Genomic DNA, 26,933 nt, shown 5'->3' with positions numbered 1-26,933 from the left:
TTATGCCCCTATTGCCTACCAAGCTCGGGGCTAACGCAGCACTTAATTATGACACCAAAAAAGCCACGGCCGCCGCACAGCACGATGGTTCCCAAAAACAGTCAAAACCTAGCATGCCTTTTCTTATGAAGATAATTCCCAATAGTGTCTATCGCCTTATTCGCTCATCGGCATTCTTTGCCGCGGTTATTTCCGCTAGCAGCGCAACCCTCGCGCAAATGCCCTCGCCAGGACAAATTGCGCAACTTAAATCCATGTCGCCAGCCCAGCAGCAAGCGCTAGCGAAATCTGTAGGGGTAGATATTGGCAACATTGGCAAACAGGCTAGCAACAACCAGCCAAACCTTAGCGAAAACGCATCTAACACGACCGCCAATGACAGCGCGCAAACCGAAATAGTCGATGCCAGCGAACAAAAGAATGCCGACGCTAAAGTTAAGGAAAGCCGCTCTCGCATTTTTGGCTTAAGCCTGTTTCAAGGAGACCCCAACAGCTTTAACCCCGCAACAAATGTCCCAGTACCATCGGACTATGTTGTAGGCCCAGGCGACAATATCGTTATTCAACTGTATGGCAAAGAAAACGCCACTTACCCATTCACCATCAACCGCGAAGGCCAGGTGCAATTTCCCAATATTGGCCCGGTTACCTTGGCGGGAATGACATTTAGCAAAGTGCAAGAGCTTGTCGACACCACCGTTGCCGAGCGCATGGTCGGAGTGAAGGCTTCAACCACCATGGGTGCACTGCGCACCATTCGCGTATTTGTCTTAGGCGAGGTGAAACGCCCAGGCTCGTTTACTGTAGGCTCATTAGCAACCATGACCAATGCGATTTTTGCTAGCGGCGGCATTACCGATGTTGGCTCTTTACGCAATATTCAATTAAAGCGCGGCGGTAAAACCATTACCGAAATGGACCTGTATGAATTGCTGCTTTCAGGCAATACCAAAACAGATTCGCGCCTATTACCTGGCGATGTGATTTTTGTACCGCCAGTAGGCACTACCGCCGAAATTACCGGCAGCATCAATCGCCCCGCCCGCTACGAACTTAAAGACGCCAAGAACCTAGCTGCGCTTGTCAAAATGGCTGGCGGCCTTACGAATACATCCCACGCTGCCCAAGTATCTATTACCCGTGTAAATGCCATCGGCGAGCGTAGCTTATTTAATGTCGACCTCACTAAAGCCAGCGGCAAAGCCTTCAAGCTACAAGATGGCGATCAAGTATCCATCGGCGGCGCACTGGATTACATCAACAATCAAATTACCGTCAAGGGCAGCGCCAAGCGGCCAGGGCTCTACTCATGGCACCAAGGCATTCGCTTTAGCGATATTATCAGCACACCCTATGAAGTCATGCCAGGCACAGATATCGACGTTGCCTTACTACAAAGTATGTCTCCAGAAACTGGCCGCATCGAGACACGTCTATTTTCCCCGTCCACCGCGTGGAGCCACCCCAATAGCGAACACGACCCCGTCCTAAACGGCTATGACGAAGTGATTCTGTTTGATCTCTCATCCGACCGCCCTACCATGTTGGCGCAAACTACCGATCTGCTTCGCCAGCAATCGCGCTTTCAAGAGCGCGAACAAGTGGTCTTTATTACTGGCAGCATTAAATTCCCGGGTAACTACCCCCTTACCACCAACATGAACACCGAAAGCCTTATAGAGCTTGCCGGCGGCCTTACCGAAAGCGCCTACGGTTCAAACGGGGAGATCACTCGCTACGAGATTTCTGACGAGCTGCAGCGCATCGTGATGCATATCAACGTCAACCTACAAGACGAGCCCAGAGCATTACACCCTGGCGATACGCTTAATATCAAACAAGTACCTTTATGGAAAAAGCGCGAAACCGTCACTTTAAAAGGCGAGGTTATGTTTCCCGGGCCTTACACAATTCTACCAGGCGAAACTCTGATGGATGTACTCACCCGCGCAGGCGGCCTTACGCCTTACGCCTATCCACTGGGCGCGGTATTCTCACGCAAAGAGCTCCGCGAGCTTGAGCAGCAACGCTTAAATGAACTGCGCAGTAAGCTAGAAGCCGATATCGCCGTAGGCAATACTGAGACTTCCGTCGGCAAAAAGGAGCTAGAAGCCGAAGACACCAAAGCGCTGCTCGAAAAAATAGAGCGCACCAAGCCTTTGGGCCGTATGGTGATCGACCTGCCGCTTGTGCTAGAAACCCCAGAGGTTAGTGACTTTCCGCTCGAGGACGGCGACGAGCTGATTATTCCGCGCTATAAGCCATCTGTAACGGTGATTGGCGAGGTGCAATACCCCACATCCCATTTCTTTGACAATAAACTCAGCACAAAACAATACATTAAGCGCTCTGGCGGTACCAAAAAACACGCCGATACCGATCGCATTTACATTGTTAAAGCCAATGGTCGCGTGATTGAGCCAGCACGCTCAAACTGGTTTCGCGTTAAAAGCGAAGGCATCGAACCTGGCGATACCATCGTAGTGCCTTTAGATACCGAAAGCTTAGATGGCCTAGAGATATGGTCCAAGACCACTCAAATCCTTTATCAAGCCGCCTTGGGCGCCGCTGCTGTCGGCAGCTTGTAACCTCGCACAAATTAACAACAGCCAAACCTAAAAACCGAGGCACAGCTTCGGTTTTTTTGTGCCGGAAAACACCTTCTTGCTTGCGCGGATGGTTTGTAACTATTAGAATGCGCGTCCGCTGTATAGGACCGTAGCTCAGCTGGTTAGAGCACCACCTTGACATGGTGGGGGTCAGCGGTTCGAGTCCGCTCGGTCCTACCAACTCTTTCTCCATATATATCAGGGAGTTACTAGAGTTGAAACAGCAATAAAAGTCACAACGCACGATGCTTGTGGTGACTTTCGTGGTGACTTTTTCAAAAAAAGGCAGCTCAGGCTACACCACTATTTCAATGAAGCTTCAATTCCGCTTTAGCTCAGTTGGTAGAGCAAATGACTGTTAATCATTGGGTCGCTGGTTCGAGCCCAGCAAGCGGAGCCATATTCAAGAAAGCCTGATTTCGAAAGAGTCAGGCTTTTTTCGTATTGGGCCACTAGCAATGAGACTTACACCGCCTCTCCTCGCAGAGCATTGAATACCAAAGATGAACTCCGATTTTCAGTGCATGACTTGAAGTTGGTGCCAAAAACTTAACCAACGAAAGGTGAGACTGCTTCAAGGGCTGGCGTCTTACACCAGTCAGACGTAAAACGCACAGGGCACAGAGCACAAAAGGAATGTAGCGAGCAGCCCCCTCACTTAACTGACGCCTCTAGCGGCCATAAAACCGCAACAAGACCGAATACCGATGTCTGACAGCAACGCGTTTGATCGGCCTCAGAGGGAAATATACGAGCTCTGGAAATCAACTTGGGATGTGACAGTCGCGCGCCGAGTGCGCACGGATCGCTTCAGGATCTCGCGGACCAGCTCACCAACCGACACCCCTCGCGCATCCGCGATATCTTCTAGGCGCATCTTGAGCTGCAAATCGGTGCGCACGGCGATTTTTTGAGACAGTTTTTTCGGCATACCCCCCACCTCTTTTGAAAAAAGTTTAATCGGCATTGTCCGGAGTCATTCACACATTTTTTGCGTCAAAAGTTATATGCTACTGACACCTATTTTCTTGTGCCTTTAAGACCCAAGCGCTAGCATAACCCCCCTGCACCTCAGGATCTATTTTCGACAAGCACAGGAGTCACCGTCATGCTCAAGCAACCCGATAGCCCTTGCGCCCCACCAAAAGCTGCAACCCCACTTGAGCAAGCCATCTACGAATACGAAAAACGCTGCGATGTCTTCTTCACCAAAACCTCATCTGGCGCCCCTGAAGGCGAAACACCCACGCAAAGGAAAAAGCGTTTAGAGGAATGGAACAAGGAGCGAGGGCACCTAGAATCCGAGCGCAGAAAAGTACTTACTCTAGCTTCAATGGAAGAGCAGCTAGCCAAATACCGCAGCGAGTTTGGCATTAGCACCTCTTCCGAAGTGCTGACCAAAATGCTCAACGAAACCCACCACCCTACCAAGCAGCTCGCAAAATTTATGGCAACTGAAGGCGAACCCAAACCTAGTACCAAGCATGCAGCGCATCATATTGTTCCCGGTAAAGGGCGATGGAAGCAGTCAGACATGCTTGCCGTTCGCATCAACATGCACGCCAGTGGCATTCGTATCAACGACCCGAAAAATGGCGCTTGGCTACCAATACCTAAAAACTGTACTGGTCTAATAGAACCGGACACATCAATAAGAGATAATAATCTCAGCAGATTGAGGTGTTGATATGACCAAAAAACGTACAAATAGAGTCTATACCCAAGAATTCAAAAAAGAAGCCGTTGCCCTAGTGACCAATGAGGGTTATTCGGTAGCGAAAGCGGCAGAATCGCTGGGCATAAGGGCTAACTTGCTCTATCGCTGGAAAGACAATGAGGAGGCCCAAAAGACCGGAGTCGCTCCCAGTTGCGAGGAGCGCGCAGAGCTTGTTCGGCTGCGAAAAGAAGTTAAAGAATTGCGGATGGAGAAAGAAATTTTAAAAAAGGCGAGTGCCTTCTTCGCGAAAGAAATGAAGTGAAATTTGGCTTTATTGATGAGAGGTCGGCGGATTTCCCGGTACGACTACTGTGCCGTGTAATGAAAGTTGGTAAATCAGCATTTTACAGCTGGCGACAACGCCCCAAGCCTGTGATCAGTGCCGAAGATCTGCATGTAAATTCGCGAATGAAGGCGTTATTTGATCAAAGCCGGGGCAGCTTAGGCAGTCGCGAGCTAGCCAAAAAGCTTAACGAAGAAGGCATTACAATTGGCCGTGGAAAAACGCGGCGTCGCATGAAGTCTTTGGGGCTTATAGTGCAGCAGCGCACGGCTTACAAGGTTACGACCAAACGCGATGAGCGCGCGGGTGTTGCCGATAATTTACTGAATCAAAACTTCAATCCGGTGGGAATTAACCAAGTATGGGCTGGTGATATTACCTATTTGAAAACGACTCAAGGCTGGATGTACTTGGCGGTCGTTATGGATTTATATTCCCGGCGAATTGTTGGCTGGGCAATAGATAAGCGCATGACCACGTCGCTAATTTGCGAGGCAATTAATCGTGCGGTGGCAATAAGGCAGCCACCAAAAGGGCTGGTTTTTCACAGCGACCGCGGCTCTCAATATACAAGCAAGCGCTTTGGCAAACTCCTGAAGAGCCATGGCATTCGCGCTTCAATGGGGGATGTTGGCGCCTGCTGGGATAATGCCGTTGTTGAGCGTTTTTTTGGCAGTTTAAAGCACGACTGGCTTTTTAAAGTACCAATGCACTCTCGAAAATCTATGAAAAAAGATGTGGGTTTGTATATGAAATATTACAACAGTGATCGCCTTCACTCGGCGAATGACGACTTGTCGCCCGCTGCATATGAGCGAAGACATTTACAACAGGAGGCGCTTTATGGGTAAAAGGGTTCTGGCATTTATGCCAGGTTCATTTTATCCATAAAGTGGCAAAGAAATGTGTCCGGATCTATTGACCAGAACAGGTTGGCTAAATAAAATGAAAGGAACAAACTCAAAGTCTTTAGGGTCTACCCCAAAGACTTCCCCAACAACTTCAGGATTATCCCTTAGCCCCTTAACCTGACGCCTCACCTGCAACGAGAACGAATTTAGCGACTCATAAAATCTACCGCCCCTTACTGGGTTCCAACAAGGTATTGTTCTGTTTTTGCACTCTCCAACAAAAATTTTATTTTGCATGACGAATACCACATCACACTCAAACTCTTCTTCCCTTTTAAATGAAATAGGTTTTGCATTAACTCCACGGGAATTCAATTCATCAAGGACTCGTTTTTCAAAGCCTTTACCTTTCTTGCCGGAATCGAACCATTCATCCCCCAAGGAAGATAATAGAGATATAAGCGTTGAATATATTGACAAGGCGCCAACAACTGTAGCTGATAGATAATAGTAATCATTTGGCAACGCCAATAAAGGCGTATCGTAGAGATCCCGAGAGTTTTTCCCAAAGATCAAATTTTCAATGGCCGTTCCGACTTTCGCTTCAGGCAAACCGCCAGCTATAAAAGTGTCACCCAGATCTGCTTTATGAAATACATTCAATTTACCCAATGCACTTTTATTCTGGACATGATATTTCAAGCACGAATAAGCTCTAGCCCATTCGCGGATTGTTAGACCAAAACACTCAATTTTAGAGTCAAAGAAGTCCGTAGAGTACAGTTCTGACAATTGAAGCAATGCGTTCACTTCATCCACTGAAAGAAACTGCCCATCATCTAGACTCCGAATATCCTCAACATTTTCAACTAAAGCATGCTCGATCTGCTTATTTAGAGCCAATTCGAAAAAGCGATGCGACTGCCCATCGACTGCACGGTGAGAGGATATAAAATCCATTATTTCGAACTGTGAAAAAGTTGGTTCGAAGTGAGATGATACCTCAATACCGTTTTTCGCCGCCGAGAGAGGCACATCGCTGCCGATATAACGAGAAGCCTTACCACCAAGCACTACACATCGGTTTGCAACATCTAATAACCGCTTCCATGTCAGAGCTAAATACTGAAGTTCGCCGGCATCTTCACATAACCTCATATCAACCTCGACCACCGGCGGGACCTTCAGCTTTTGGCCAACGTATAGATTTTCCTTATACGCCAGAAGCTTCAGGGCAAGACTAGTGGCTGCCACCATTTGCTCAGCCGCGCTATCGGGGTCAAAATCGCCACCATACTCGCTTCTTAACCGGCCAATTAATCCCAAGTTTAAAGCGCCATCGCCTTTGATGTCCTCTGCTATCTTTGTGTTTGTATCTTCGTACAATTGGCGCAAGTCATGCTCCATCCGAAACACTAGGGACCACATCTTTTGCGAACAATCACATTGATTTAAATCAGCCCTTTCAATGGCATTGATAATTTCATCAAAAAACTCCTCCGCATAGCTCACGACACACTGCTTATCGAACATCAACTCAACAACTTTCGAGTATCGTTTAGCTTGAGCAAATACGAGAATTCTTTCAAAGAATTTGTTTCGCTTTTCCCTCCTGGCTTTATCATGGGTATAGATTTGTTCAGGCTTTGTGCGAAAGAATTTTTTTAGAACACTCTCATAGGTAGTCTCATCGAAAAACCTGACATCAAACAAAAACTTGTCGAAGTCGTAGTTTCCTGCAGATCGAAGCGCGCTTTTTTCGTCACGATAATCCATTGAAAATCACCATCTGTATTATTAATTACGCCGCACTCCAACCCTGACTCAAAGCCTCAGCCTGCTTCAAGCAAAGCTCAACGGCCTCATTGGCTTTGTCGGGTGGGTATTTCCACTTTCTTAGCGCACGGCGAACTAGGTTGCGAAGCTTTGCCCTTACGCTATCTCTCACCTGCCAGTCCACAGTGGTAGATTTTCGCAGCTGCTGGGTGACGTATTTGGCGAGTTCGCGTAAGTTGTTATCTCCCAGCTGGCGCACAGCTGACTCATTCTGAATAAGCGCGCGGTAAAAGGCGATTTCGTCTACGTTGAGGCCAGATTTTTCCGCTAACTCAGCATCTTCAGCCATATCCTTGGCCATCTTAATTAACTCTTCAATAACCTGAGCAGTCTCAATGGCGCGATTGTGGTATTTGCGCAAGGTTTCCATAATGCGGTCTGAGTATTTTTTTTCAGAAACCACATCAGTTTTCATGCGGGCTTTTACTTCGTCGCGCAGTAAGCGCTCCAATAGATCTACTGCCAGATTCTTTTCTGGCATATTCGCCACATCCTCTAAAAACGCAGGTGACAACAATCCAACGTTGGGCTTATCCAAACCTACCAATGTAAAGATGTCGTCTACGCCATCGGCAACAATGGCGTTATCAATAATTTGCTTAAGGGCAGAATTCTTTTCTTCGTCGGTGCGGCGTTTGTCGATGGTAGTAAATTTCTTTAATGCGTTTTTTACGGCATCAAAAAACGCAACTTCTGTTGAATAGGCCTTGGCTTCATCCAGCGTGCCGCACAGTGTAAACGCCGAGCGGATATTGGCCATAATATCTAAAAAGCGTTTTTTGCCATCCAACTCACCGTTACCTGGATTAGGCAAGCTTAAAATATGATTCATTACACGCGGTAGAAGTGTTAGCGCACTGTTCGCGTAATCGCCGTAGTCGCAGCCATGCATCATGGCGTGTAATTTATCCATATTTTCAAGCAATATGGCAAAGGCTTCTCTGTTATCAATGGTGGGCGCGCCCTTACCGTTTGAGTTGGTATAGGTTTTTAGCGCGGCCTTAAGCTCGCTAGCGATACCAATGTAATCCACCACCAAGCCGCCGGGCTTGTCTTTGAATACGCGGTTAACCCGAGCAATCGCCTGCATCAGGTTGTGGCCCTTCATGGGTTTATCGATATACATGGTGTGGCAATTGGGTGCGTCAAACCCGGTTAACCACATATCGCGTACAATCACTAATTGCAGCGGATCATTTACATCCTTAAAGCGATTTTCAAAAAGCCTTTTGGTTTCTTTATTGTGAATATGCGGCTGCAGTTTTGCCTTATCAGACGCTGAGCCCGTCATTACTATTTTGATAGCGCCCTTATCGGGGGCAAGGTTGTGCCAATCCGGTTTTATAGCAACAATGGCATCGTACATTTCAACGCAAATATCGCGGCTCATGCATACGATCATGCCCTTGCCTTGCATAGTGGCAATACGATCTTCGAAATGGTCGACTAAATCTTTACCCACCGCCGTCATGCGGGGTTCGCTGCCTACAAGTTTTTCTAACGCAGCCCATTTTGATTTGGTGCTTTCACGGGTGGCGACGTCTTCTTCATCTTCAATCACCTCATCAACGTCGTCATTTAAGGCTTCGATATCAGCAGCATTAATATCAAGTTTCGCCAAACGAGACTCATAGTAGATGGGCACGGTCGCACCATCATCTACGGCGTCTTGAATATCATAAATAGACACATAGTCGCCAAATACCGCGCGGGTGTCTTTATCGGCAGAATCTATCGGCGTGCCAGTAAAGCCAATAAACGAGGCCGCAGGTAATGCATCGCGAAGATGCTTAGAATAACCAAAAGTGTACTTACCCGTTTTGGTGTTTAATTTAGCTTTATCGCCGTATTGGCTGCGGTGGGCTTCATCGCTTACCACCACAATATTGTGGCGATTGCTTAACACTGGGTGCTCTGTTTCATCAGCCAAAAGCGCAAACTTTTGCACTGTGGTAAAAATAATACCGCCCGCTTGGCGCGACTCTAAAATATCGCGCAGCTCGTCCCTATCACCTGCTTGCACCGGCGTTTGCTTTAAGGTTTCGGCGGCCATTTTAAAGGTATTAAATAGCTGGCCGTCTAAGTCGTTGCGATCGGTTACTACCACGATAGTTGGGTTGTTCATTGCCGGCTGGGCCAATAGTTTACCGGCATAGCACACCATCGAAATGGACTTACCCGAACCTTGCGTATGCCACACCACCCCAGCTTTACCGGAGCCGGGCACTACCTTGTTAGCGTAGTTTGCGCGGGGCTCAGCAATCTTACCCTTGGCTGGCTGCTGCGCGGCAATCACTGTCGCCCTTACCGCCTCGCGCACGGCGTGAAATTGATGATACCCAGCGATTTTTTTAATAGGCGTATCACCATCTTGCTCAAACAGCACAAAATGGTGGATGTAATCTAAAAATAATTCGGGTTTAAAAAAGCCTTTAATCAACGTTTCTAAATGGTACTCAAACGAGGGCTTGTCGTGTTCGTTCTCAACTACACGCCACGGCAAAAATCGCTCTTTATTAGCGGTAAGCGACCCTACCCGGGCATGCAAACCATCGCTTACCACTAACGCTTCGTTAAAAATAAATAAATCGGGGATTTCTTGCTTATATGTTTGCAACTGCTGGTAAGCCGACCAAATATCGGCGTTATTATCGGCTGGGTTTTTCAGTTCAATAATCGCTAGCGGTAAACCGTTGATAAATACAATGACATCCGGGCGGCGTAGGCCTTTGGTGTCGCTTACGGTAAATTGATTAACCACCAAAAACCGATTGTTATGGCTGTTGGCAAAATCAACGAGTTGTACATGGGTGTTTTGCGCCTCACCATTGGCATCTTTGTATTCAATCTTTACACCTTCTAGCAAAAGTTTGTGGAAGGCCTTATTACTTTTGATCAACACCGGGCTTACGGGCTGGCTAATTTGAATGGCGACTTGCTCCAGAGCGACTGCTGGCACTTCCGGGTTAAGTGCTTGTAGCCTTTCGTGCAGCCGTTCAAACAAGATGATTTGGCGGTAATCTTTGCGCTCGGCAGAATCCCCATCGGGGGCTATGTCGTAACCGCATACATAGTCGTAACCAATATCCTTAAACCAATCCAGGCAAAGCTGTTCTAGCTGATCTTCGGTAATCATTTTTTCACTTCCCAGTAGCCGGTTTTATCAGCCCCATGGCGATGGATAACCCCCATCTCCTTTAGTGCTTTAAGCGTGCGCTCAACAGTGCGCAGCGATTTACCCACCTGGCTTGCAAGTTCGGCAGCGGTTGCTGTGGGTGTTTTGGCAAGGGCCGCGAGTAACGCCTGCTGTGGCTTGGTGAGTGTTACACCGTCATTTACACCGTCATTTACACCGTCATTTACACCGTCATTTACACCGTCATTGGCGGAGCCCCACGCCAGTGTCATCTCAGTTTGCTCAAAGGGTGTATGGCTTTCTATAAGCGCTACCTTGTGCCCTAGGCTGGTCCAGCCTTGGTGGATTTTGGGTAGGCCAGAGCCTGCGCGCTCCCCTAAACCCAACAATAAAAACATGGAATGCAGTGTGCGGTTACGGCAGTCGCTTTCGCCGCCCTCTAGGGCAACCTCAGCGGGTACGCGCATGTTGCCTGGGTTGCGAAAGTAAAAGCCCGCGGGTGACTTGACCACTTTTACCGAGGCCCGGCCACTGTAGTCGGCATGCACCAGGCAGTTGATGAGTGCTTCACGCAGCGCTTGGTGAATTAGGGTGTCATCTTGGCGAACATGGTCTTTTAGGGCGAAGGGTAGTTTTAAATCGGCCTCAAGTTTGCGAATGACCTTGCGGTAAAAATCAAATACATTGCCAGACCAAGTACCATCGGGTACAACACGATCCAACCAGCGTTGCTCACTGGTATTTTCGCCGTGCTCTTGGTAGTCCAGCATGTAGTTGGGTAGCGCCTCATGGATCGGCCGGTGTTGGCCAAACATCAATAAGGCCGCCAAGGTTAAGCCTTGCTCGCCTGTCTCGCGGTCTTTACGCCAACACCCCAAACGCTCTAGCAGGGTTTGATCACCCAAGGTTAACCAGGGGTGGTCTGCCTTATAAGCGCGGAATAGCTGCCTAAAGGCGTTGAGGGAATCAACGTCCAAGTCATCCAAATTAAAGCCGCGTACCAGTGCGGCATCGCGGCTGTCTTCCACCTGCTCGGCCAACATACGCTTAACTGCGGCCTCGGGCTGGCGCATATCGCCGGAGTGGCAGCGCAAATAGGTGCCGGTAAGCGGGTTGCCATTTAAATAAACCGGCCGGGTTTTGCGGCTAGCTTTGGGCACGTGAATATGGATAAGATTTAAACCATCGAGTGTTATCACCTTAACCCAGTGCTCACGTACGATATTGGCGCTAATTTTTTGCGGGTTAGCGGCACCATTCCAAAATTCATCCAGCACTTTGCGGGTATTTTCAATGCCCTTTAAAACAAAGCTGCCATCGGCTTTTTCTTTTAAACCCAGCAAAATATCACCACCCGCCGTATTGGCAAAAGCACTGACACTTTCCCAGACATCATTGGGCAAAGCGCCAGAGCCATCTCGGCCTTGTGCGAGTTTGCATTCGAGATCGACACTTTCGCGTAGGGTGGCGATATCTTCTAGGGTTCCTACCTGGAGTATTTGTTCAGAAGCCTTTTGAATCATTTAATACCGCCCAAGGCTAGTTTGGTTTGCAATGAAATAAGAAAACTCTTATTTATCAATAAGTTGAAGGGATGGTGCGGTTCGACATTGATTAGCGATGTAATGGGCATGACGTCAAGCCCCAGCCGGAATGCAACGCCTAGAGTCCGCTGCATTGAGGGCATTTTTGATCAAACTTTGTTCGGTAGTCGATGTGATGATTTGTGAAACCGTATTCGCACTACCATCGAAAACGCCAAGTTGTCGATGCAAACAACCTACAATCTGCAGCGTAGTAATTTCTTTAGCAGGATGTTCCACCACAAACCGTTTTCGACTGCGCTCAACAGAGCTATAGCTGATAGATTGAATCAATTCGAGGCAGAGTTGTTCTAGTTGGTCTTCAGTGATATTCATCCTTGGCACTCACTTGGAAAATACAACGCGGCTTTCTCAATCATCAAATCAATAGCATGATCAATAAATGCTTCTGAGTATGTAACTTTTATCAAACGCCGTTTAAGCTGAATCCTAAATTTGGCTATAAGAGGTTGTCTATTTTGCCAATCTAAACCTGCTTTGTTTATAGCGTAATCTCTGACGAACTCAGCAAGTTCAATACATTCCTCATCGGTTATTGAATGCCCTGCTTCCTCATTTATAACTAGTACACCAGCTATGTCTTGGATTGGATCAACTTGTACTTCTTGCTCTTGAGTTAACTCTGGTTCTAGCTCTGGTTCTAGCTCTGGTTCTAGCTCTGATTGAATAGCTTCTTCAGACTCTTCTAACTGAGCATCCTCTTGTTCTGATTGCATATATTGAAGCAACATAGCTCTATAAGTATCAACATCGTAAGTAAACAAAAAGATGCTAAATGGAATTTCCTTTGCTTCTTCTACTGGTATTTCAATTGGATCATTCTGACTGTCAAGCCAATCGTTAAACCCACTGTAATCGCTATAAAAAATTCTCTGAGCTAGCTCAGGATCATTTAAATCTTTATGCCGCCTAAATAAAAAGCTCCCCATCCCATCAACAATATGAGCTATCATTTCAGCTTCTGGCATCTGTATAGGGTTTTCATAACACCCATCATCACCATGTGAAGCTGCCCCATACTTATTTCTCAATTCACCTACATTATGGACAATCGCATTTGTTAATTTCTTCAAGATCTCATTTGCTTGAGCATCTTGATTAAGAGCAAGTACATCTCTGACGTTCTTATACAATGGCCCAAAGTCCTGACCAAGTTCCGGGTCAGCAACACGATCAGATATAATTGTTTTAAATATGCTCTCTAGCAATGACTTCGACGTATCTAAAGTTAATGCAGGGTCACTACTCGAAACTGCCTGCTCTAAACGGCTTTTTTGTTCAAGCAAGTGAACAGCCTCTTCAGCTCCACTTATAGCCCTTGTGCAACTTTGCAGTATAAAAGCTGTATCACTCATTCAACTAACCTGCCTATTCCATTTCACCAGATATAAGTTTAGGAAGTAACGAATCTCTCATCTGACTTAAGATTTTTTCTTCTCTTAATGATTCCGTTATTTTCTCATAAAGATTTGAAGCTATTCTTGAATATTCAGAAACCAGTTCCGATTCAGGAACTACCACAGGAATTATCTTGAAGTTCTTTTTACTAATCTCGGCAAATGTGGTTCCACTCGCACGCTGCTTAATGTCCTCCATCACTGAATCAGCCCATTGGACAACATATTCTGGCGACAATCGAAATTCACATTTCATTGCGATATACCCTTGATTTACTGCGACAGGTATTTTCGATATTGCTAGGTAGCCAACTGGAGCACGAGAAGACATCAAAACCGTATTTTCTGGAAGTAAGCCAGAGCTTATTTTAGCCAAGCCAGCCTCAGTAATTTTTCGGTCTGTTTCGAGAAGAATTTTATCTGTAAGGTTTGACATGTCTTTTGGCGATGTCCAATTGATATGTCCTCCCACCCAGAATTCCTCTTTCTTAGTACTGGGAGTGCCTCCTCCCAGTACGGAAACCTCTTTTCCAATCTCGCTCCAACTCCATCCCTCCGGAATCTCCCCCAACTCCGACTCAACCAACGCATTAGGAAACAACTTAGCCGTAGCCGCTAGCTGTTCTGGCTGCCATGGGTCTAGCCCGCCGGGTTTGTTTGCGAATTTATTAGTAATGTGGTTGTGCAGGGTTTGTTCTAGTGCTTTCTCAATAGGAGAAGGGCTAGGTTCAATTGCGGCCAACTGATCCAAGGTGAGTGCGCCGCAGATGATGGCTTGGGCGGCGAGTTCTTGGGCTTGTTCGTTTCCGCCTAAGTCTTTAGCGACTATTTTTGCGCGGGTGGGTTCGAAATCGACAAACCAGCTCTTGAATATAGCTTGGGCTATTTGTTCTAGGGTTTGGTTGGTTTGGCTGTTCACTTCGATTTTGTCATCAAGCTTCGCAAGAACCTCAACAATATAATCTTGTACTTCTCTTACCGGCCATTTCACTTCCATTGGGTGTACGTGATTACGATTTAACGCCGGATTCGCAGCTCCAACATCCATCTTCTTAATAATTGCAGTGATGCTTTTAAAGAAATAATAAACAAAACGAGGGTTATTTCCCTTAAAGTCTTTAACCCAAAGGCTTGTGTCATGAGGCCAATAATCTTCCTCAATAAAAAACACCGTCCCTAAAGTTCCTTTTCGCCCCAATACTACCCCTGGGCCTTCAACCTTGGCTTCATTATGATAACTAGCGATTCCACCAGAAGATACCACCGGAACATCACCTGGTATTTGTTGTTTCTTAGTTATGTCGAAACCACGCTGCAAAGTTAACTGTTCGCCAATTGTGGTATCAAAGAAGTCAGACTTCATAACCCAGCCCCGCCAAGTTCATTTTAATCTCACCCTCCAACCGATCAGACTCTTCAAACTGCGTTTTAAGCTGACCCGTTAATCTGGCCATCTTTTCTGCAAAAGGCTCGCCATCATCTTCTTCCGCGGCGGCACCCACGTAGCGCCCCGGGGTTAATACAAAGTCGTGCTTTTCAATTTCGTTTAACTGTACTGATTTTACAAAGCCTACTTGGTCGCTACGGGCTCCATACCCTCCCGCGACCTTAGTACTTACCTGTACGTCATCCTCTACGCCCCAATTACCTTCTTGCCAGTTATGGAACGTTTCTGTGACTTTGTTTAAATCTTCTTGGGTGAAATCTCGTAGTACACGGTCTTTCATGTAACCCAGGTTGCGGGCATCAATAAACAATACTTTCCCTCTGCGATCGCTGAGGGCTCTTCCGCTCGCGCTCGTTCTCGAATTTTTATTTTTTGTTAGGAACCAAATACAGGCGGGGATTTGCGTATTGGTGAATAGTTGGCCGGGTAGGGCTACCATGCATTCCACCAAATCGTTTTCAATAAGAGCCCTTCGTATGCTTCCTTCATTGTTAGTATTTGAGCTCATGGAGCCATTGGCTAGCAATAAGCCCAAACTGCCATTGGGGGCGGTGTGGTGGAGCATATGTTGCAGCCAAGCAAAGTTGGCATTACCCGAGGGTGGGCGGCCGTATTGCCAGCGGGGATCTTCGTCACTTACGCCTGTGTCCCACTCTTTCATATTGAAAGGCGGGTTGGCCATGACAAAGTCTGCACGTAGGTCTGGGTGCTGGTCGTTGGTGTAGGTGCTGGCGGGCTCTCTGCCAAAATTAAAGTCGATACCACGAATGGCCATATTCATGGCGGCGAGTTGCCAGGTGGTGTGATTGTATTCTTGCCCGTAGATAGACACTTCGCCGATCTTGCCTTGGTGCTGTGTAATAAAGTGTTCCGATTGCACAAAGAAACCACCCGAGCCCATGGCGGGGTCGTAAACCCGGCCCTTAAAAGGTTCGAGCATTTGCACAATAAGGGCAACGATGGATTTAGGGGTATAGAACTGGCCACCTTTTTTACCTTCGGCCAGTGCGAATTGCCCCAGCATGTATTCGTAGACATGGCCCAGAATATCTTTGGAGTTTAGAGTGGCGTGCGCAAAGGGAATGGTGGCAATTAAATCAATCAACTCACCTAACTTGGCCTGGTCAATTTGCAGCTGGGTGTAACGCTTGTTGAGCACCCCCTTTAGCTTGGGGTTGTCGGCCTCAATAGCCTCTAGAGCGTTATCGATTAAATGACCAACAGAGCTTAATTTGAGCTTTTCTTGCTCACCACTGCGGTTACTGTAGTTAAGTGTTGCACCACCGATGACGGTTTTGTTGTTGTCTTGCAAAAACTGCCAGCGTGCCACGGCAGGTACCCAGAAGGTGTTGGTTTCTAGGTAGTAATCGCGCTCTTCGAGTTCGTAATTAATGTCTAGCTTGTAATCGTCGCTTTCTGCACCACCGAAGTCTGCTGGGTCCATGTAGTATTCATGGTCTGGATTTTTAAACTGGGCTTCCAGTTCGGCTCGGCGAATATCAAAAGCGTCGGATACATATTTAAGAAACACCAAGCCCAATACGGTGTGTTTGTATTGTGCGGCATCTAGGGTAGAGCGGAGTTTGTCTGCTGCGGTCCAGAGCTTTTTGTCTAGCTCGTCTAAAAATTTCTGCTCTTCTGTATTGGTCATGTTCAATCTTCTACAAAGTAATCGCTATCGAGCGCTTTAATCTCGATGGTTTGTTTGGTGCTCACGCCAAGGCTATGCTCAATTATCAGTTCAGCCAGGCGGAAGCCAAACGCTGACTGACCTCCTCGGACGAGAGCACAAAGTGCTTACACACCTCAGCAAACACGTCGTTAAAGTCATGCACAGCCCCATCTCTCACACTGTTAAGCAGTGGGCGCATAAAGGTCTGAAAATCGGGGATCATGAAATATCCTTAGCCAACGCTATCACATTGAGCCGGGTTAGCCGCTCATTATAGTTATCACGCTAAAGTACCATGAAGTTTCAGCTCGAGAAATGTGAATAGCCGATGGGTGAGGTCATACATAGGGAAGATGTATTGGAGCTTAAGCGGACAGGCTTACATTCCAACTCCAGCTGGAGCGCCCTGCACGCCCAAACAGACCCATTAACATGTGCGCAAGCACTACAAATTACAGCTCACGCCCCGTCAACGCATTAATAACCTCTTCGTACGTTTGTTTTTTCTGGTATTTATTATCGAATAACAACGGCATAGGCTTCTCGGTTTTGCAGCCGGCGCCTTCCCAGCTATTCAGCCAAGACGAGCCATCATTTAACCCCCAAAAAGTAATCGCCGAGCAGGCTGGCTGCTCGGCACAGGCCAATGTAATGTCGTGATATAGCGCCTGCTGCCAGGCCTCATTGCGCCCACCACACAGATTAATGTCCATCTCCGAAATAATGATCTCAAGCCCTAGGTCGGCAATACGCTGCATATTCTTGGCAACCTCAGCCCCTGTAGCAATATTATTAGGTGTGCCTATATGCATTTGAAAACCAACACCATCAATGGGAACACCCCGCTGCACCATGCCTTTTAACATTTCATAAAGGTAATCGGCCTTGTCGTTATTAGCATCTATGCTGTAGTCGTTATAATAAAGCTTTACATCAGGGTCTTGCTTTCGAGCCATTTTAAAGGCCATGTCAATATACTCGTCGCCCAGCAATCGCTGAAAAACCGTCTTGCGCATACGAGGATTGCCATCACCAGCGTCGGTGTCCGTTTTAATCGCTTCGTTTACCACATCCCATGCATACATGCGACCCTTAAAGTGGCCCATAACTTGAGCAATATGGGTTTCCATAACCGTTTTTAGTTCATCAGGGTCTGTAATGTCATCTACCCACTGTGGTAATTGGCTATGCCACACCAAGCAGTGCCCTTTCACTTTGATTTTATTTTTTTGTGCAAAGTTAACTATTTCATCCGCCTTTCCATAATCAAACACACCCCGTTCGGGCTGAAGATGCATCCACTTGGTGGCGTTTTCTGGAGTAAGGTAATTAAACTCCTCAGCAAGCAGCGCAACATGCTCCACATTAGCAATTTGCTGTTGCCGTAGCACATTACCCATCATTATTCCTTTACACTCTCCAGCTGCCTTCAGGGTGCTTGGGGTTTGGCAACTATTGCTCGAGGTAGGCTCCGCAATATTTGGGTTTGTCTTCGCCGTCGAGCACGCAAGCAAAGGGAGTAGTGCCGCGATGAGTACATACTGTTTCATTTATTGGTCCTTTTTTGAAGAGCGTAACTGCAGGGGCTTTACTTATAGTTAGCCAGGCAACGCATTGTGTAGACTAATCAGTAACGTAGACAATAATAGGCACTTATACAAGCACACAGGTGCCGCCTCCCTATAAGCACGCATCCATGCAAAGCGTGATGCATAAAAGGTATTTAAAGGTACATGGCAAAATTAATTTTAGTCTGCGGGCCCAGCGGATCAGGTAAAACAACATACTCATTAGCGCTTTCTAAAGAGATTGGCGCCATTCGATTTTCTATAGACCCATGGATGCAAACACTATTTGCCAAAGACATGGTTTCACTTGATTACTCGTGGATGATAGAGCGGGTAAACCGTTGTTATGAACAAATTTGGGATGTTAGCGAACAGATTTTATCTCTTGATGGCACTGTGCTTTTAGATCTAGGTTTTACAACCAAAGAACAAAGAGATGTTTTTTCGAATAAGGCCAACGCGCTAGGGATTAATGCAGAAATACATTACCTAGATGCCCCGAAGGAAACCCGAAAAAAACGTGTCGAAAAACGGAATACAGAAAAAGACCCAGCGGTTTACGCCTTTGAAGTAACAAATATGATGTTCAACTTTATGGAGCCTAAATTCGAACCACCTTGCGCAGAAGAGCTTAAATACGGCCGCCAAATAAACACATAAAAATGAACGCATAAATTGACAGCCAATAGCTTCTCGTCACCCCCGTGCTGCTGCCTCCCAAATAGGCGCTACCGCTTTTAGCTTAAAAGTTTTAGGCTATGCAGCCTCTCACCGTGCACTCATACCAACCCTTCCAACAACTCCCCAATAGGCGTTTGCCGGTGGTAGCTCACCATCAACTGCTCACGCGCTCGTGTTAACCCCACGTACATTCGGCGTATATCGTCCGCTAATTCGGCATCCTCCACTGGGCTGAAGCTGGCGTCGAGTACTACAACGGTTTCAAACTCTAAGCCCTTACTGCTAGGAATGGGCAGAATACTTACCTGATCTAGCTCGGGGTTGTAGTTGCGCTTGAACTGGCTTGCGGCTAACCATGCATTAGGAATGGCGTGCTTTTTTAGGTGCGCAGCTATCACCTTGCCTGCCGTGCCACCGGGGTACAAAATGGCGATATCCTTCCAAGACTTTCCGCGTTGCTGCCAAGCTAGCAAACAACGGGTTATGTAAGCGGCCTCGGCTTCGAGGCTTTCGAACCGCTTTACCACGGGTTGGGGGCCGCTGTTGCCGGCGGCTTGCGGGGCGATAAGGGGCATGTCTTCGCTGCTGTTACCCGCGCCAAAATAATCTTTTGCTAACGCGTAGGCAAAATTTAAAATCTCGCGGGTATTGCGGTAGTTGAGTTTTAGGATGGTAGTGCGCCCTTGGGCTTTAATACCTACGCTGGCCAAGCTGAATTTTAATGCGCTTTTTGCTTTATAAATCGACTGAGCATCGTCGTATAACAGCAGTAAAGAATTGGTTTCTGGGTCGACCATTTTGGCCACCAAACTTAGCCAATCTGCCTGAAAGTCATGCCCCTCATCAATTAACAGCGCACCGTATTGCCCCTGCGGAATGTCACCACGCTCTACCGCGCTAATTACGCTAGTGACTTGTCGCTCCCACACGGGGGCTTCGCCCTTTTCCACCGCCACGTGGTAAGCGCGCAATTGCTCGCCGCACCAATCGTGAAAATGGTACACCTGCACTTTGTCGCCAATACCGCGTACGCTAATAAAACTACGCAATCGCGCCGCCAAGGTAATGTTAAAACACAGCACTAATATTGGCTTATTAAGCGCCTCGGCTAGGTATAAGCAGCGATAGCCCAAAATTAAGGTTTTACCGGAGCCTGCCACCCCATGCACTACTCGGTGGCCATCGCCTAAACTGCGCGCTAATTGCTCTTGCTGCACATCCATAATTTTAACGATGTCGGGGATGGCTTCGGCGAGGGCTGTCGCTGGTGCGTCGCCTTCTGGTTCGTCACCATCTGCACTTGGGAATAAAGAGGCTTGCTCCGCATCGATACGTATTTCGGGGAATAGGTGCCAGCGAATACGGTCTATTTGCGGCAAGGTTAGCTTAGCGCCAAACTGGTAATTGAACATACCCCACAAGCGCGCTTGAAAATCCTCGGCATCTGCCGCTTCTATCATTTCGTCTTTGCAAATTAATAAATGACTGGGTAACAGCTTGCTGCGGTGCTCCTCTGGAATGGCATCATCCAGTTGCTTACGATTTATATTCGCGAAAACCACACCATAACCGTAGGGCATGCACAGCTTGCCCGTATGATTACCCGCCGGCTGCTGCAATTGTTTATCGCGCCCCAGCACCTGCAATACTTGGTAACAGCACTGGCGCGCCTGCTCGATGGGGTTGGCGACGGTTTTTAAGCCCGTGGGTGTTAATAGGTCTACCTGTTTATGGCTTAAGCGCTTTAGGTTTTCGGCCTTCCAGTCTTTTACCTCTAAAAACAGTAAGCCGCGCGCAGGGTGCAAAACGATAAAGTCTGGGTAACGGCGCTTGCCGCCCAAGGGAATATCAAACCAACACAAGTAATCGTCTTCTAGTAGCTTTTCTAACCGGCGGGCAAAGCGTTTTTCGCCACTGGTCATCTTGGGCAGGCAAGTGTTTAGCGTGGGTATCAGTTCAGCCATAGTCGTGCAGCGCGCTATTGGTGTAACACGTAAGGTATCACGTTCGTATTCAAGCCAAAATAGAATCTGCGAACAACCTTCTTACCGGCCAGCCACCTCCAAAGCCTACCCGCGCCAAATGGCTACACATCACAAGCCTTAAGCTTATTTCTTCTTTTTAATCAAACGATTGGAAAAAGGTTGACAGCTAAAAACGGTGGCGCTAACATGCGCGCCTCTTCGGTTAACGCCGAATACCAATCCGCTTTAGCTCAGTTGGTAGAGCAAATGACTGTTAATCATTGGGTCGCTGGTTCGAGCCCAGCAAGCGGAGCCAAATATAAAAAGGCCGTCATTCGTGACGGCCTTTTTTGTTTTTAACCCAATGATTAAGTGCTACGCGCTGTTAATCATTGGCGAACACAATGTCTTCGCCTAGTTCGAGCCCAGCAAGCGGAGCTAAACATAAGAAGGTCATCATTCATAACGGCCTTTTTTGTTGTCGATTCCATTAGCGGCAGCCTACACAGCCAACCACTGGCGAAGACCACGTTTTCGCTGGCCTTCAAATCTTCCCGCGCCCAACTTCAACGCTGCACCCTCGTGTGAACCTTCGCACGAAAATGGATTCCCGCTACGCACAGCAGTACTAATGCGCGCAAAGTAGGACGCCAAAGGCTGCTGATATATCTAGGATTGAGCGCTCTATTCATTAACGAGCGGCTCAATAACATGATGCTGAAACAAATGGCGCGCTTAGCCAAAAAACTACTGCGAGGCTTCGAGATAATACCCAGCCTTATTTTGGGATTGCTATTATCAGCCTGCGTTGCCAAAAGCGTATCGCCAACGCAGGAGCGAGATACCTCGCCAGATGCATTTATGTTTAACGAAGCGGCGAATGCAGCGCTCGGCAATATCGTGCAGTCCAATACTGTTGTTATAGGCGGCATTAATACCGCAACACCTATAGCAATCAAAAACGGCCAATTTGCCATTGATGGCGGTCGTTTTCGAAGCTCGGCCAGCAATATTTTTGCGGGGCAAAGTGTGCAGATTCAACTGCAAAGCGCGGCAACCCCCTCAACGATGCAAAGCGCTATTTTGACCATCGGCGACTTTCAGGCCAGCTTTACGGTAACTACTCTGGCGGGCAGCGCCCCCACTGCCAACGCCGGCGAGGATCAAACCGTCGTGCTAGAGCATGGCCAAGATACCGCAACAGTAATACTCGACAGCAGCGCCAGCCACGACGAGGAAAATGATATTGTGCGTGCCGAATGGCAGCTAGCCGGCGCGACAATTGCCAGCACAGATGCGTTAACGGCAGCCACCGCAACCCTAAGCGCAGGAGAGCACACTATTCGGCTAACCTTAACCGATAGCGAAAACCACAGCGCCACAGATGAACTGCTCGTGCGCGTAACTCCCCCGCAACTTAAAACAACCACAGCCTGGCTTACCCGCGGTGACCAAAGCGCCTTATTGGCTCGAGCCGACATCCCTGCAAGCCCCAGCGATGCAGCCATACCAGCCACAATGACGAGCATTACCGTCAACGCCGAGCAACGTTATCAATTTATGGAAGGTTTTGGTTTTGCGCTCACCCAAGGGGCTGCGCTGGCTATAACTCAATTAGATGAACACACGCAAGATGCCCTGCTGCACGAACTGTTTGATCCAACCGAGGGCAACAGCATCGATGTGCTGCGCGTACCGCTGGGCGCTTCGGACTTAAGCACCTCGCTTTACAGCTTTAACAATCACGCCGGCGATACCGCTATGCAGCACTTTAGCCTTGAGGGGCCAGACCTAGAATACAAAGTGCCGTTACTCAAAAAGATATTGGCCATCAACCCCGAGCTTAAGCTTATGGCTACGCCTTGGTCTGCACCGCCGTGGATGAAAGACAATCAAAGCTGGGTTGGCGGCCACCTTAAGCCCGAATACTACGCCGCTTACGCGCGCTATTTTGTGAAGTACTTTGATGCCATGGCCGCTCACGGCATTACCTTTTGGGCGCTTAGTCCGCAAAATGAACCGCTACATCCACACAATGAACCCAGCATGGAGATGTTTGCTGACGAGCAGCTCGCATTTATCGAGCACCACTTAGGGCCGGCGCTAGCCAATAGTGCGCATACCCTTAAGATTTTGGCTTACGACCACAATTGCGACCGGCCAGACTACGCCGAAACAGTGGCCAATGGCAGCCAGTACGTGAGTGGTTCGGCGTTTCATTTATACGGCGGCGATATCAGCGCGCTAACCGATGTGAAAAACAGTACCGGTAAGGATGTGTACTTTACAGAGCAGTGGACCGGCGCCGCTGGCAGCTTTGATGGCGATTTTGGCTGGCATATGGAAAACATTGTGATTGGTGCAACGCGCAACTGGGCGCGCACAGTTATTGAATGGAATATTGCCAGCACACCTCCAAGCCAAGCGCGCGGCTGCCTCGATTGCCAAGGCGCGCTTGCCATAGATGAAAATAGCGGGCAAATCACAAGGCATGTGTCTTACTAAATCATTGCGCAGGCGGCCAAATTTGTAGACGCCAACGCCCAACGCATTGCCTCCAGCAGTGACAATAGCAACCTCCACCACGTTGCCTTCCAAAACCCCGACAACAGCCGGGTGCTGCTGGTTTACAACCCGCTAAGTGATGAACAGTCGTTTTGGGTTAACGGCCAAACACAACAATTTGAATACACGCTGCCAGGCCGTTCAGCCGTAACATTTGATTGGGAGTAGCGCGCGCCGCCGTGGTTAGCCACCGCTGGCTTTTAAGCGCTCCTCTTCGGCCTTTAGGCGTTCCTGTTCAGCCTTTAAGTACTTGGCCTGCTGCGCCTCTAGCTGCTCTTTCATTTGTTTTTGTTTAGCTTGAAGGGCCTTGAAGGTTTCCGGCGATGCCTCGTAACCGTCGGTCATGGTTTTTAAGAATGCGATTAGGTCTGCCTTTTCCTGTTCGGTAAGGTTGAGTTTTCTCGTTAACATTCCGCTTGAATTATCGGCCACTTCCGGCTCGAATTTGTCGATATCATTATAGAAATCAACCACTTCCTCCAGCGTATTAAAAACACCGTTGTGCATATAAGGCGGCGTGATTGCGGTGTTGCGCAGTGACGGGGTGCGGAATAAACCGCGCGCAAGCAGCTTATCCTCTGCACTTAAATGCGGGTTAGCCTGCGTGCCGCCATCAACAAAAGCGTGACCCAAAGGATTTACCGTTGTGGGCTGGCCATAAAACGCTAGCGCCTTGTTGCGCGGCACTAAAATATTGTGGTGTTTATAGCGCGTAAATAGCTGAAAAGGCCCAAAACGGCCAGTGTGGCAATCGATACACATCGCCTTGCCATTAAAAATACGCTTGCCATTGGCTTCCTGCTCAGTGAATTCCGCAAAACCAAATTCGACATAATCAAATTTTGAGGTAAACGGGTGAAACTGCTCGCTCTGCTGAAAGGCCGCCAACGCATCTGCCGCCGCATCGACCAAGGCCTGATCATCTTTATCCAGCGCTTCGCCATAAACTTGCTTAAGGTTGGTGTAGTAACCGGTAGCGCGTAGCTTTTTGGCCAAGCCCGCTACACTATTGTTCATTTCAATAGGATTCATTAGCGGCCCCAGCGCTTGCTCTTGCAGGGTATTCACGCGCCCATCCCAAAAAAAACCGCCCATCCATTCGTTCTCATATTTTGGGCGCTCAAAGGTTGTTGCAAAACTGGCATACAGCAGCGAGGGAGTATTGCGGCTGCCAAACACGCCTTTTATCGCGCCCTCACTCACCGCTTTCCCTGGGTCACTGAAAGCTTGGTCGGGTTTATGGCACGTCGCACACGATTGCCCTGCGGGGTTAGATAACCTTGCATCGTGAAATAGAATATTGCCAATGGTCGCTTTGGGTAATTTGGAGGTAACCTCATCAGCCGCCCACACTGTGTCGGTTACACTCACACCACACACCATTAATAGCGCACTCAGCCACCGCGCCTTTTGCTTCATCATATTGCCCTTACCTATTTGCTGCGTATTGATTGTTTACGCATTATTGTTATCCGTAGTCGCGCCCCAAGCACCGTTGAGTGCCACTTATTATTGCTGGTAGCATACCGCAAAGCGCGCAACGCCCCTGCTATCGCCTTGATAGGTTGTAACTATTCAGTCATGCTCAAACAGGTCGGTAAACTGATCATTTTCTGGGCCGCTCAAGCCGTCCTTGGTCACTACGCAAGCGTTCCAGACGCTCGAGTGCCCAGAAAATAATCAATTCGCCTTTGGGGTGCCCCTCGTTTCGCCCCCACCTGAATAGTTTTTTAAATAACCACAATCATCGTTAATAAAGTCGGTGCCGGTTTTAGCGGTACCAGTGCCCCACAAAAAAGGCCGCAACCTCTCGGTTGCAGCCTTTACCGGGCACTTAAAATAAAGCGGGGCTAAAAAATTATGCTTTCCAAAGCACCATCCCAAGTATTACTTGCGCGCTTATAAATTTGGAAAGAACCATCGTCATCCCAAGCAGTACCTGGGATGCCAAACTCTTTTTGCAATACCACATGGTGGCGCAAATAAGCCTTGCGGTCGTCGGCATCACAGACGTTTTCGGGTTTTGTGAAATCCAAATGGGCGGCACCGAATTCGTTTACGGTAGCAGGCAAGTTCTGGCTGGCAGACCAATCGGCTACCGCTTGATAAATGGCCCGCAATTCGGCTTTATCGGCATTAGAACCCCAACCGCGCGTGCACTGCCCGGCAAATTCCCATGGATCATAACTGTGAAAGTTGCCAATAAGCTGGGTGCCCGCTGGTACTTTAGCTTCCAATAGCTCGGTATAAGGCGTAAACCCGCTGCCCGAAAATACCACCGCGCGGTCTGGGTTGCTCTGGCGCATAATTGCGAGTAATACAGGGTTAAGGGCATCGACTTGCTCAATAGTCATGCCGTGCGGCTCATTGAGTATTTCAAACACCAAACGCTTAGGTTTGTTTTTGAAACGCTCTGCCACCTGCTGCCATATAGCCTCAATGCGCGCCTGCTTTTGAGCATTAAAGCCATTTTTAAGCCAGATTTCGTGGTGCGCATTGACTATCACGTAAAAGCCTTCGGCCAACGCCCAATCAATAGCTTGCTCCACACGCGCCATCCAATCAGCTTCTATTGTGTAAGGGGCTGCATCTGCCGTATAGCCATCCCAGGTTACAGGAATGCGCACATGGCTAAAGCCCGCCGCTTTAACACCCTCAAAGTACGCCTTAGATTCACGCGTTGCGCCCCAGTCTTCGTCACGTGGCGCATCCAGAGTATTACCTAAATTCAAACCGGTGCCCATGTTGGCGACAATATCGGCTGCCGTGATTGTTTCGGCCTCTTGTGATTGCAAACGAATAAAGTCTAGCTCGGCACCACCTTGCTCAAAAGACACCCGCAAGGTATGCAGGCCACCACCAAAGTAAACATCTGTAACCTGCGCCTGTGCCCATGTGGGCGCACTTACAGCCGGAGCTGCCACCGCTTCACCATCAACTGTCACAGCAAAAACTGGGTTGGTATTTGCCAAAGCGCGGGCCTGATAGGTTAATGTATAAAGCCCAGCGGCCTCCACATCCAAGGTGTATTCAAGGTATTCACCAGCGGCTGTCTGCCCGACAAAATATCCATTCGAAGCACCGGCATCGGCTTGCAGCCCCACAAAGGTATCTCGGTAACCCGTCTCATTGGCATCGCCGGCTAACTCGTTTACCGAACCTGCGCACACATCAAAGTTTTCGGCCTCAAGCGTGTAAGCTTGGGTATGGCTACTCACTTCTAATGGCTGGCTCTGCCAAGCGCATTCAGCCATAGCCACAGAACTACTTTGCGCGCTACTGCTGGATACAGCAGCAATGCTTGAGCTAGAAGAGTTCATACGGCTACTCGAGCTAACCGCTAGGCTGGAGGACAAGGCCGCAGACGAAACTTGCACCGGCGGAGCTGTGCCGCCGCCCCCAGATCCACAGCCAGCAACTAGGCTTGCAGCACACACACATATGGCAAAAGACAATAACCCCGACGACCTCATAACGACTCCCAACATACTGCATTTATAGAATGTAGCCCACGCTAACGCAGCCTGCTTGTACTGTCGTCTCGGTAAGCAATAATTCGTAAATCGGTACGTCCCAAAGCCGGTTTCGGGAAATGAGCCTTAC

The 26,933-nt window shown here is 48.3% G+C and carries 19 protein-coding genes and 3 tRNA genes; 9 read left to right on the top strand and 13 right to left on the bottom strand.

What is annotated here, in order from left to right:
* Nucleotides 1-2 precede the first annotated feature (2 nt).
* From MARGE09_RS02475 to MARGE09_RS02465, 3 genes are all read left to right on the top strand, one after another.
* A complete protein-coding gene (locus tag MARGE09_RS02475; RefSeq protein WP_236985778.1) occupies nt 3-2,588 on the top strand; it encodes a polysaccharide biosynthesis/export family protein in 2,586 nt (861 codons plus the stop codon).
* 124 nt (nt 2,589-2,712) lie between these two features.
* Nucleotides 2,713-2,789 (top strand) — tRNA-Val (locus MARGE09_RS02470).
* Nucleotides 2,790-2,933: 144 nt separating this feature from the next.
* Nucleotides 2,934-3,009, top strand: a tRNA-Asn gene (locus tag MARGE09_RS02465).
* A 336-nt stretch (nt 3,010-3,345) separates the two neighbouring features.
* Here MARGE09_RS02465 and MARGE09_RS02460 read toward each other — a convergent pair.
* Entirely contained in the window at nt 3,346-3,540 is a 195-nt protein-coding gene (locus tag MARGE09_RS02460; RefSeq protein WP_236985777.1) for a hypothetical protein, read from the bottom strand.
* 177 nt (nt 3,541-3,717) lie between these two features.
* On the opposite strand from MARGE09_RS02460, the gene MARGE09_RS02455 reads away from it, so the two are divergent.
* Both MARGE09_RS02455 and MARGE09_RS02450 read left to right on the top strand, forming a co-directional pair.
* Complete coding sequence (locus MARGE09_RS02455; RefSeq protein WP_236985776.1) at nt 3,718-4,296, top strand: AHH domain-containing protein; 579 nt, start codon at nt 3,718-3,720, stop codon at nt 4,294-4,296.
* Nucleotide 4,297: 1 nt separating this feature from the next.
* Nucleotides 4,298-5,460, top strand: a protein-coding gene (locus tag MARGE09_RS02450; protein WP_236983141.1) for an IS3 family transposase whose coding sequence is annotated in 2 segments (ribosomal slippage) — nt 4,298-4,547 and nt 4,547-5,460 — 1,164 coding nt in all. Because the reading frame shifts where the segments join, the coding sequence is not laid out codon by codon here.
* Nucleotides 5,461-5,490: 30 nt separating this feature from the next.
* On the opposite strand, the gene MARGE09_RS02445 is transcribed toward MARGE09_RS02450, so the two are convergent.
* From MARGE09_RS02445 to MARGE09_RS02405, 9 genes are all read right to left on the bottom strand, one after another.
* Nucleotides 5,491-7,236, bottom strand: coding sequence for a hypothetical protein (locus MARGE09_RS02445; protein WP_236985775.1), 1,746 nt, complete (start codon nt 7,234-7,236; stop codon nt 5,491-5,493).
* Between the two features lie 25 nt (nt 7,237-7,261).
* Nucleotides 7,262-10,432 (bottom strand): type I restriction endonuclease subunit R, encoded by a 3,171-nt coding sequence (locus MARGE09_RS02440; protein WP_236985774.1) that lies wholly within the window; start codon nt 10,430-10,432, stop codon nt 7,262-7,264.
* The gene (locus tag MARGE09_RS02435; RefSeq protein ID WP_236985773.1) at nt 10,429-11,955 is read right to left on the bottom strand and encodes a winged helix-turn-helix transcriptional regulator; all 1,527 of its coding nucleotides are present in this window, start codon (nt 11,953-11,955) and stop codon (nt 10,429-10,431) included. Before MARGE09_RS02435 ends, MARGE09_RS02440 begins: the two co-directional genes overlap by 4 nt.
* Before the next feature lie 114 nt (nt 11,956-12,069).
* The gene (locus MARGE09_RS02430; protein ID WP_236985772.1) at nt 12,070-12,351 is read right to left on the bottom strand and encodes a hypothetical protein; all 282 of its coding nucleotides are present in this window, start codon (nt 12,349-12,351) and stop codon (nt 12,070-12,072) included.
* The gene (locus tag MARGE09_RS02425) at nt 12,348-13,391 is read right to left on the bottom strand and encodes an abortive infection family protein (RefSeq protein ID WP_236985771.1); all 1,044 of its coding nucleotides are present in this window, start codon (nt 13,389-13,391) and stop codon (nt 12,348-12,350) included. The genes MARGE09_RS02430 and MARGE09_RS02425 overlap by 4 nt, the downstream gene beginning before the upstream one ends.
* A 13-nt stretch (nt 13,392-13,404) precedes the next feature.
* Nucleotides 13,405-14,796: a restriction endonuclease subunit S gene (locus MARGE09_RS02420; RefSeq protein ID WP_236985770.1), complete on the bottom strand. Its 1,392-nt coding sequence runs from the start codon at nt 14,794-14,796 to the stop codon at nt 13,405-13,407.
* A complete protein-coding gene (locus MARGE09_RS02415; RefSeq protein ID WP_236985769.1) occupies nt 14,786-16,531 on the bottom strand; it encodes a type I restriction-modification system subunit M in 1,746 nt (581 codons plus the stop codon). The genes MARGE09_RS02420 and MARGE09_RS02415 overlap by 11 nt, the downstream gene beginning before the upstream one ends.
* An 85-nt stretch (nt 16,532-16,616) precedes the next feature.
* A complete protein-coding gene (locus MARGE09_RS02410) occupies nt 16,617-16,751 on the bottom strand; it encodes a hypothetical protein (protein ID WP_236987437.1) in 135 nt (44 codons plus the stop codon).
* Between the two features lie 253 nt (nt 16,752-17,004).
* Nucleotides 17,005-18,102 (bottom strand): endo-1,4-beta-xylanase, encoded by a 1,098-nt coding sequence (locus MARGE09_RS02405; protein WP_236985768.1) that lies wholly within the window; start codon nt 18,100-18,102, stop codon nt 17,005-17,007.
* Nucleotides 18,103-18,285: 183 nt separating this feature from the next.
* Here MARGE09_RS02405 and MARGE09_RS02400 point away from each other — a divergent pair, with 183 nt between their 5' ends.
* Nucleotides 18,286-18,780: a P-loop nucleotide/nucleoside kinase family protein gene (locus tag MARGE09_RS02400; protein WP_236985767.1), complete on the top strand. Its 495-nt coding sequence runs from the start codon at nt 18,286-18,288 to the stop codon at nt 18,778-18,780.
* Between the two features lie 119 nt (nt 18,781-18,899).
* Here MARGE09_RS02400 and MARGE09_RS02395 read toward each other — a convergent pair whose 3' ends face one another.
* A complete protein-coding gene (locus MARGE09_RS02395) occupies nt 18,900-20,765 on the bottom strand; it encodes a 3'-5' exonuclease (protein WP_236985766.1) in 1,866 nt (621 codons plus the stop codon).
* Between the two features lie 240 nt (nt 20,766-21,005).
* Here MARGE09_RS02395 and MARGE09_RS02390 point away from each other — a divergent pair.
* From MARGE09_RS02390 to MARGE09_RS21700, 3 genes are all read left to right on the top strand, one after another.
* Nucleotides 21,006-21,081 (top strand) — tRNA-Asn (locus tag MARGE09_RS02390).
* Between the two features lie 395 nt (nt 21,082-21,476).
* Nucleotides 21,477-23,270 carry a glycoside hydrolase family 30 protein gene (locus MARGE09_RS02385; protein WP_236985765.1) on the top strand — a complete coding sequence of 598 codons (1,794 nt, stop codon included), beginning with the start codon at nt 21,477-21,479 and terminating at the stop codon, nt 23,268-23,270.
* Nucleotides 23,271-23,498 carry a glycoside hydrolase family 30 beta sandwich domain-containing protein gene (locus MARGE09_RS21700; protein ID WP_420828108.1) on the top strand — a complete coding sequence of 76 codons (228 nt, stop codon included), beginning with the start codon at nt 23,271-23,273 and terminating at the stop codon, nt 23,496-23,498. It begins immediately after the preceding gene.
* Nucleotides 23,499-23,513: 15 nt separating this feature from the next.
* Here MARGE09_RS21700 and MARGE09_RS02380 read toward each other — a convergent pair whose 3' ends face one another.
* Entirely contained in the window at nt 23,514-24,752 is a 1,239-nt protein-coding gene (locus tag MARGE09_RS02380; protein ID WP_236985764.1) for a cytochrome c peroxidase, read from the bottom strand.
* Between the two features lie 428 nt (nt 24,753-25,180).
* Nucleotides 25,181-26,803, bottom strand: a complete 1,623-nt coding sequence (locus MARGE09_RS02375) for a cellulase family glycosylhydrolase (protein WP_236985763.1) — start codon at nt 26,801-26,803, stop codon at nt 25,181-25,183.
* Nucleotides 26,804-26,933: the final 130 nt, after the last annotated feature.

This window comes from Marinagarivorans cellulosilyticus (assembly GCF_021655555.1).
In the GTDB taxonomy this organism is placed as follows: Bacteria; Pseudomonadota; Gammaproteobacteria; order Pseudomonadales; family Cellvibrionaceae; genus Marinagarivorans; species Marinagarivorans cellulosilyticus.
The sequence above is the reverse complement of the archived record's forward strand: the minus strand, read 5'-3'. Positions and strand labels throughout refer to the sequence as shown.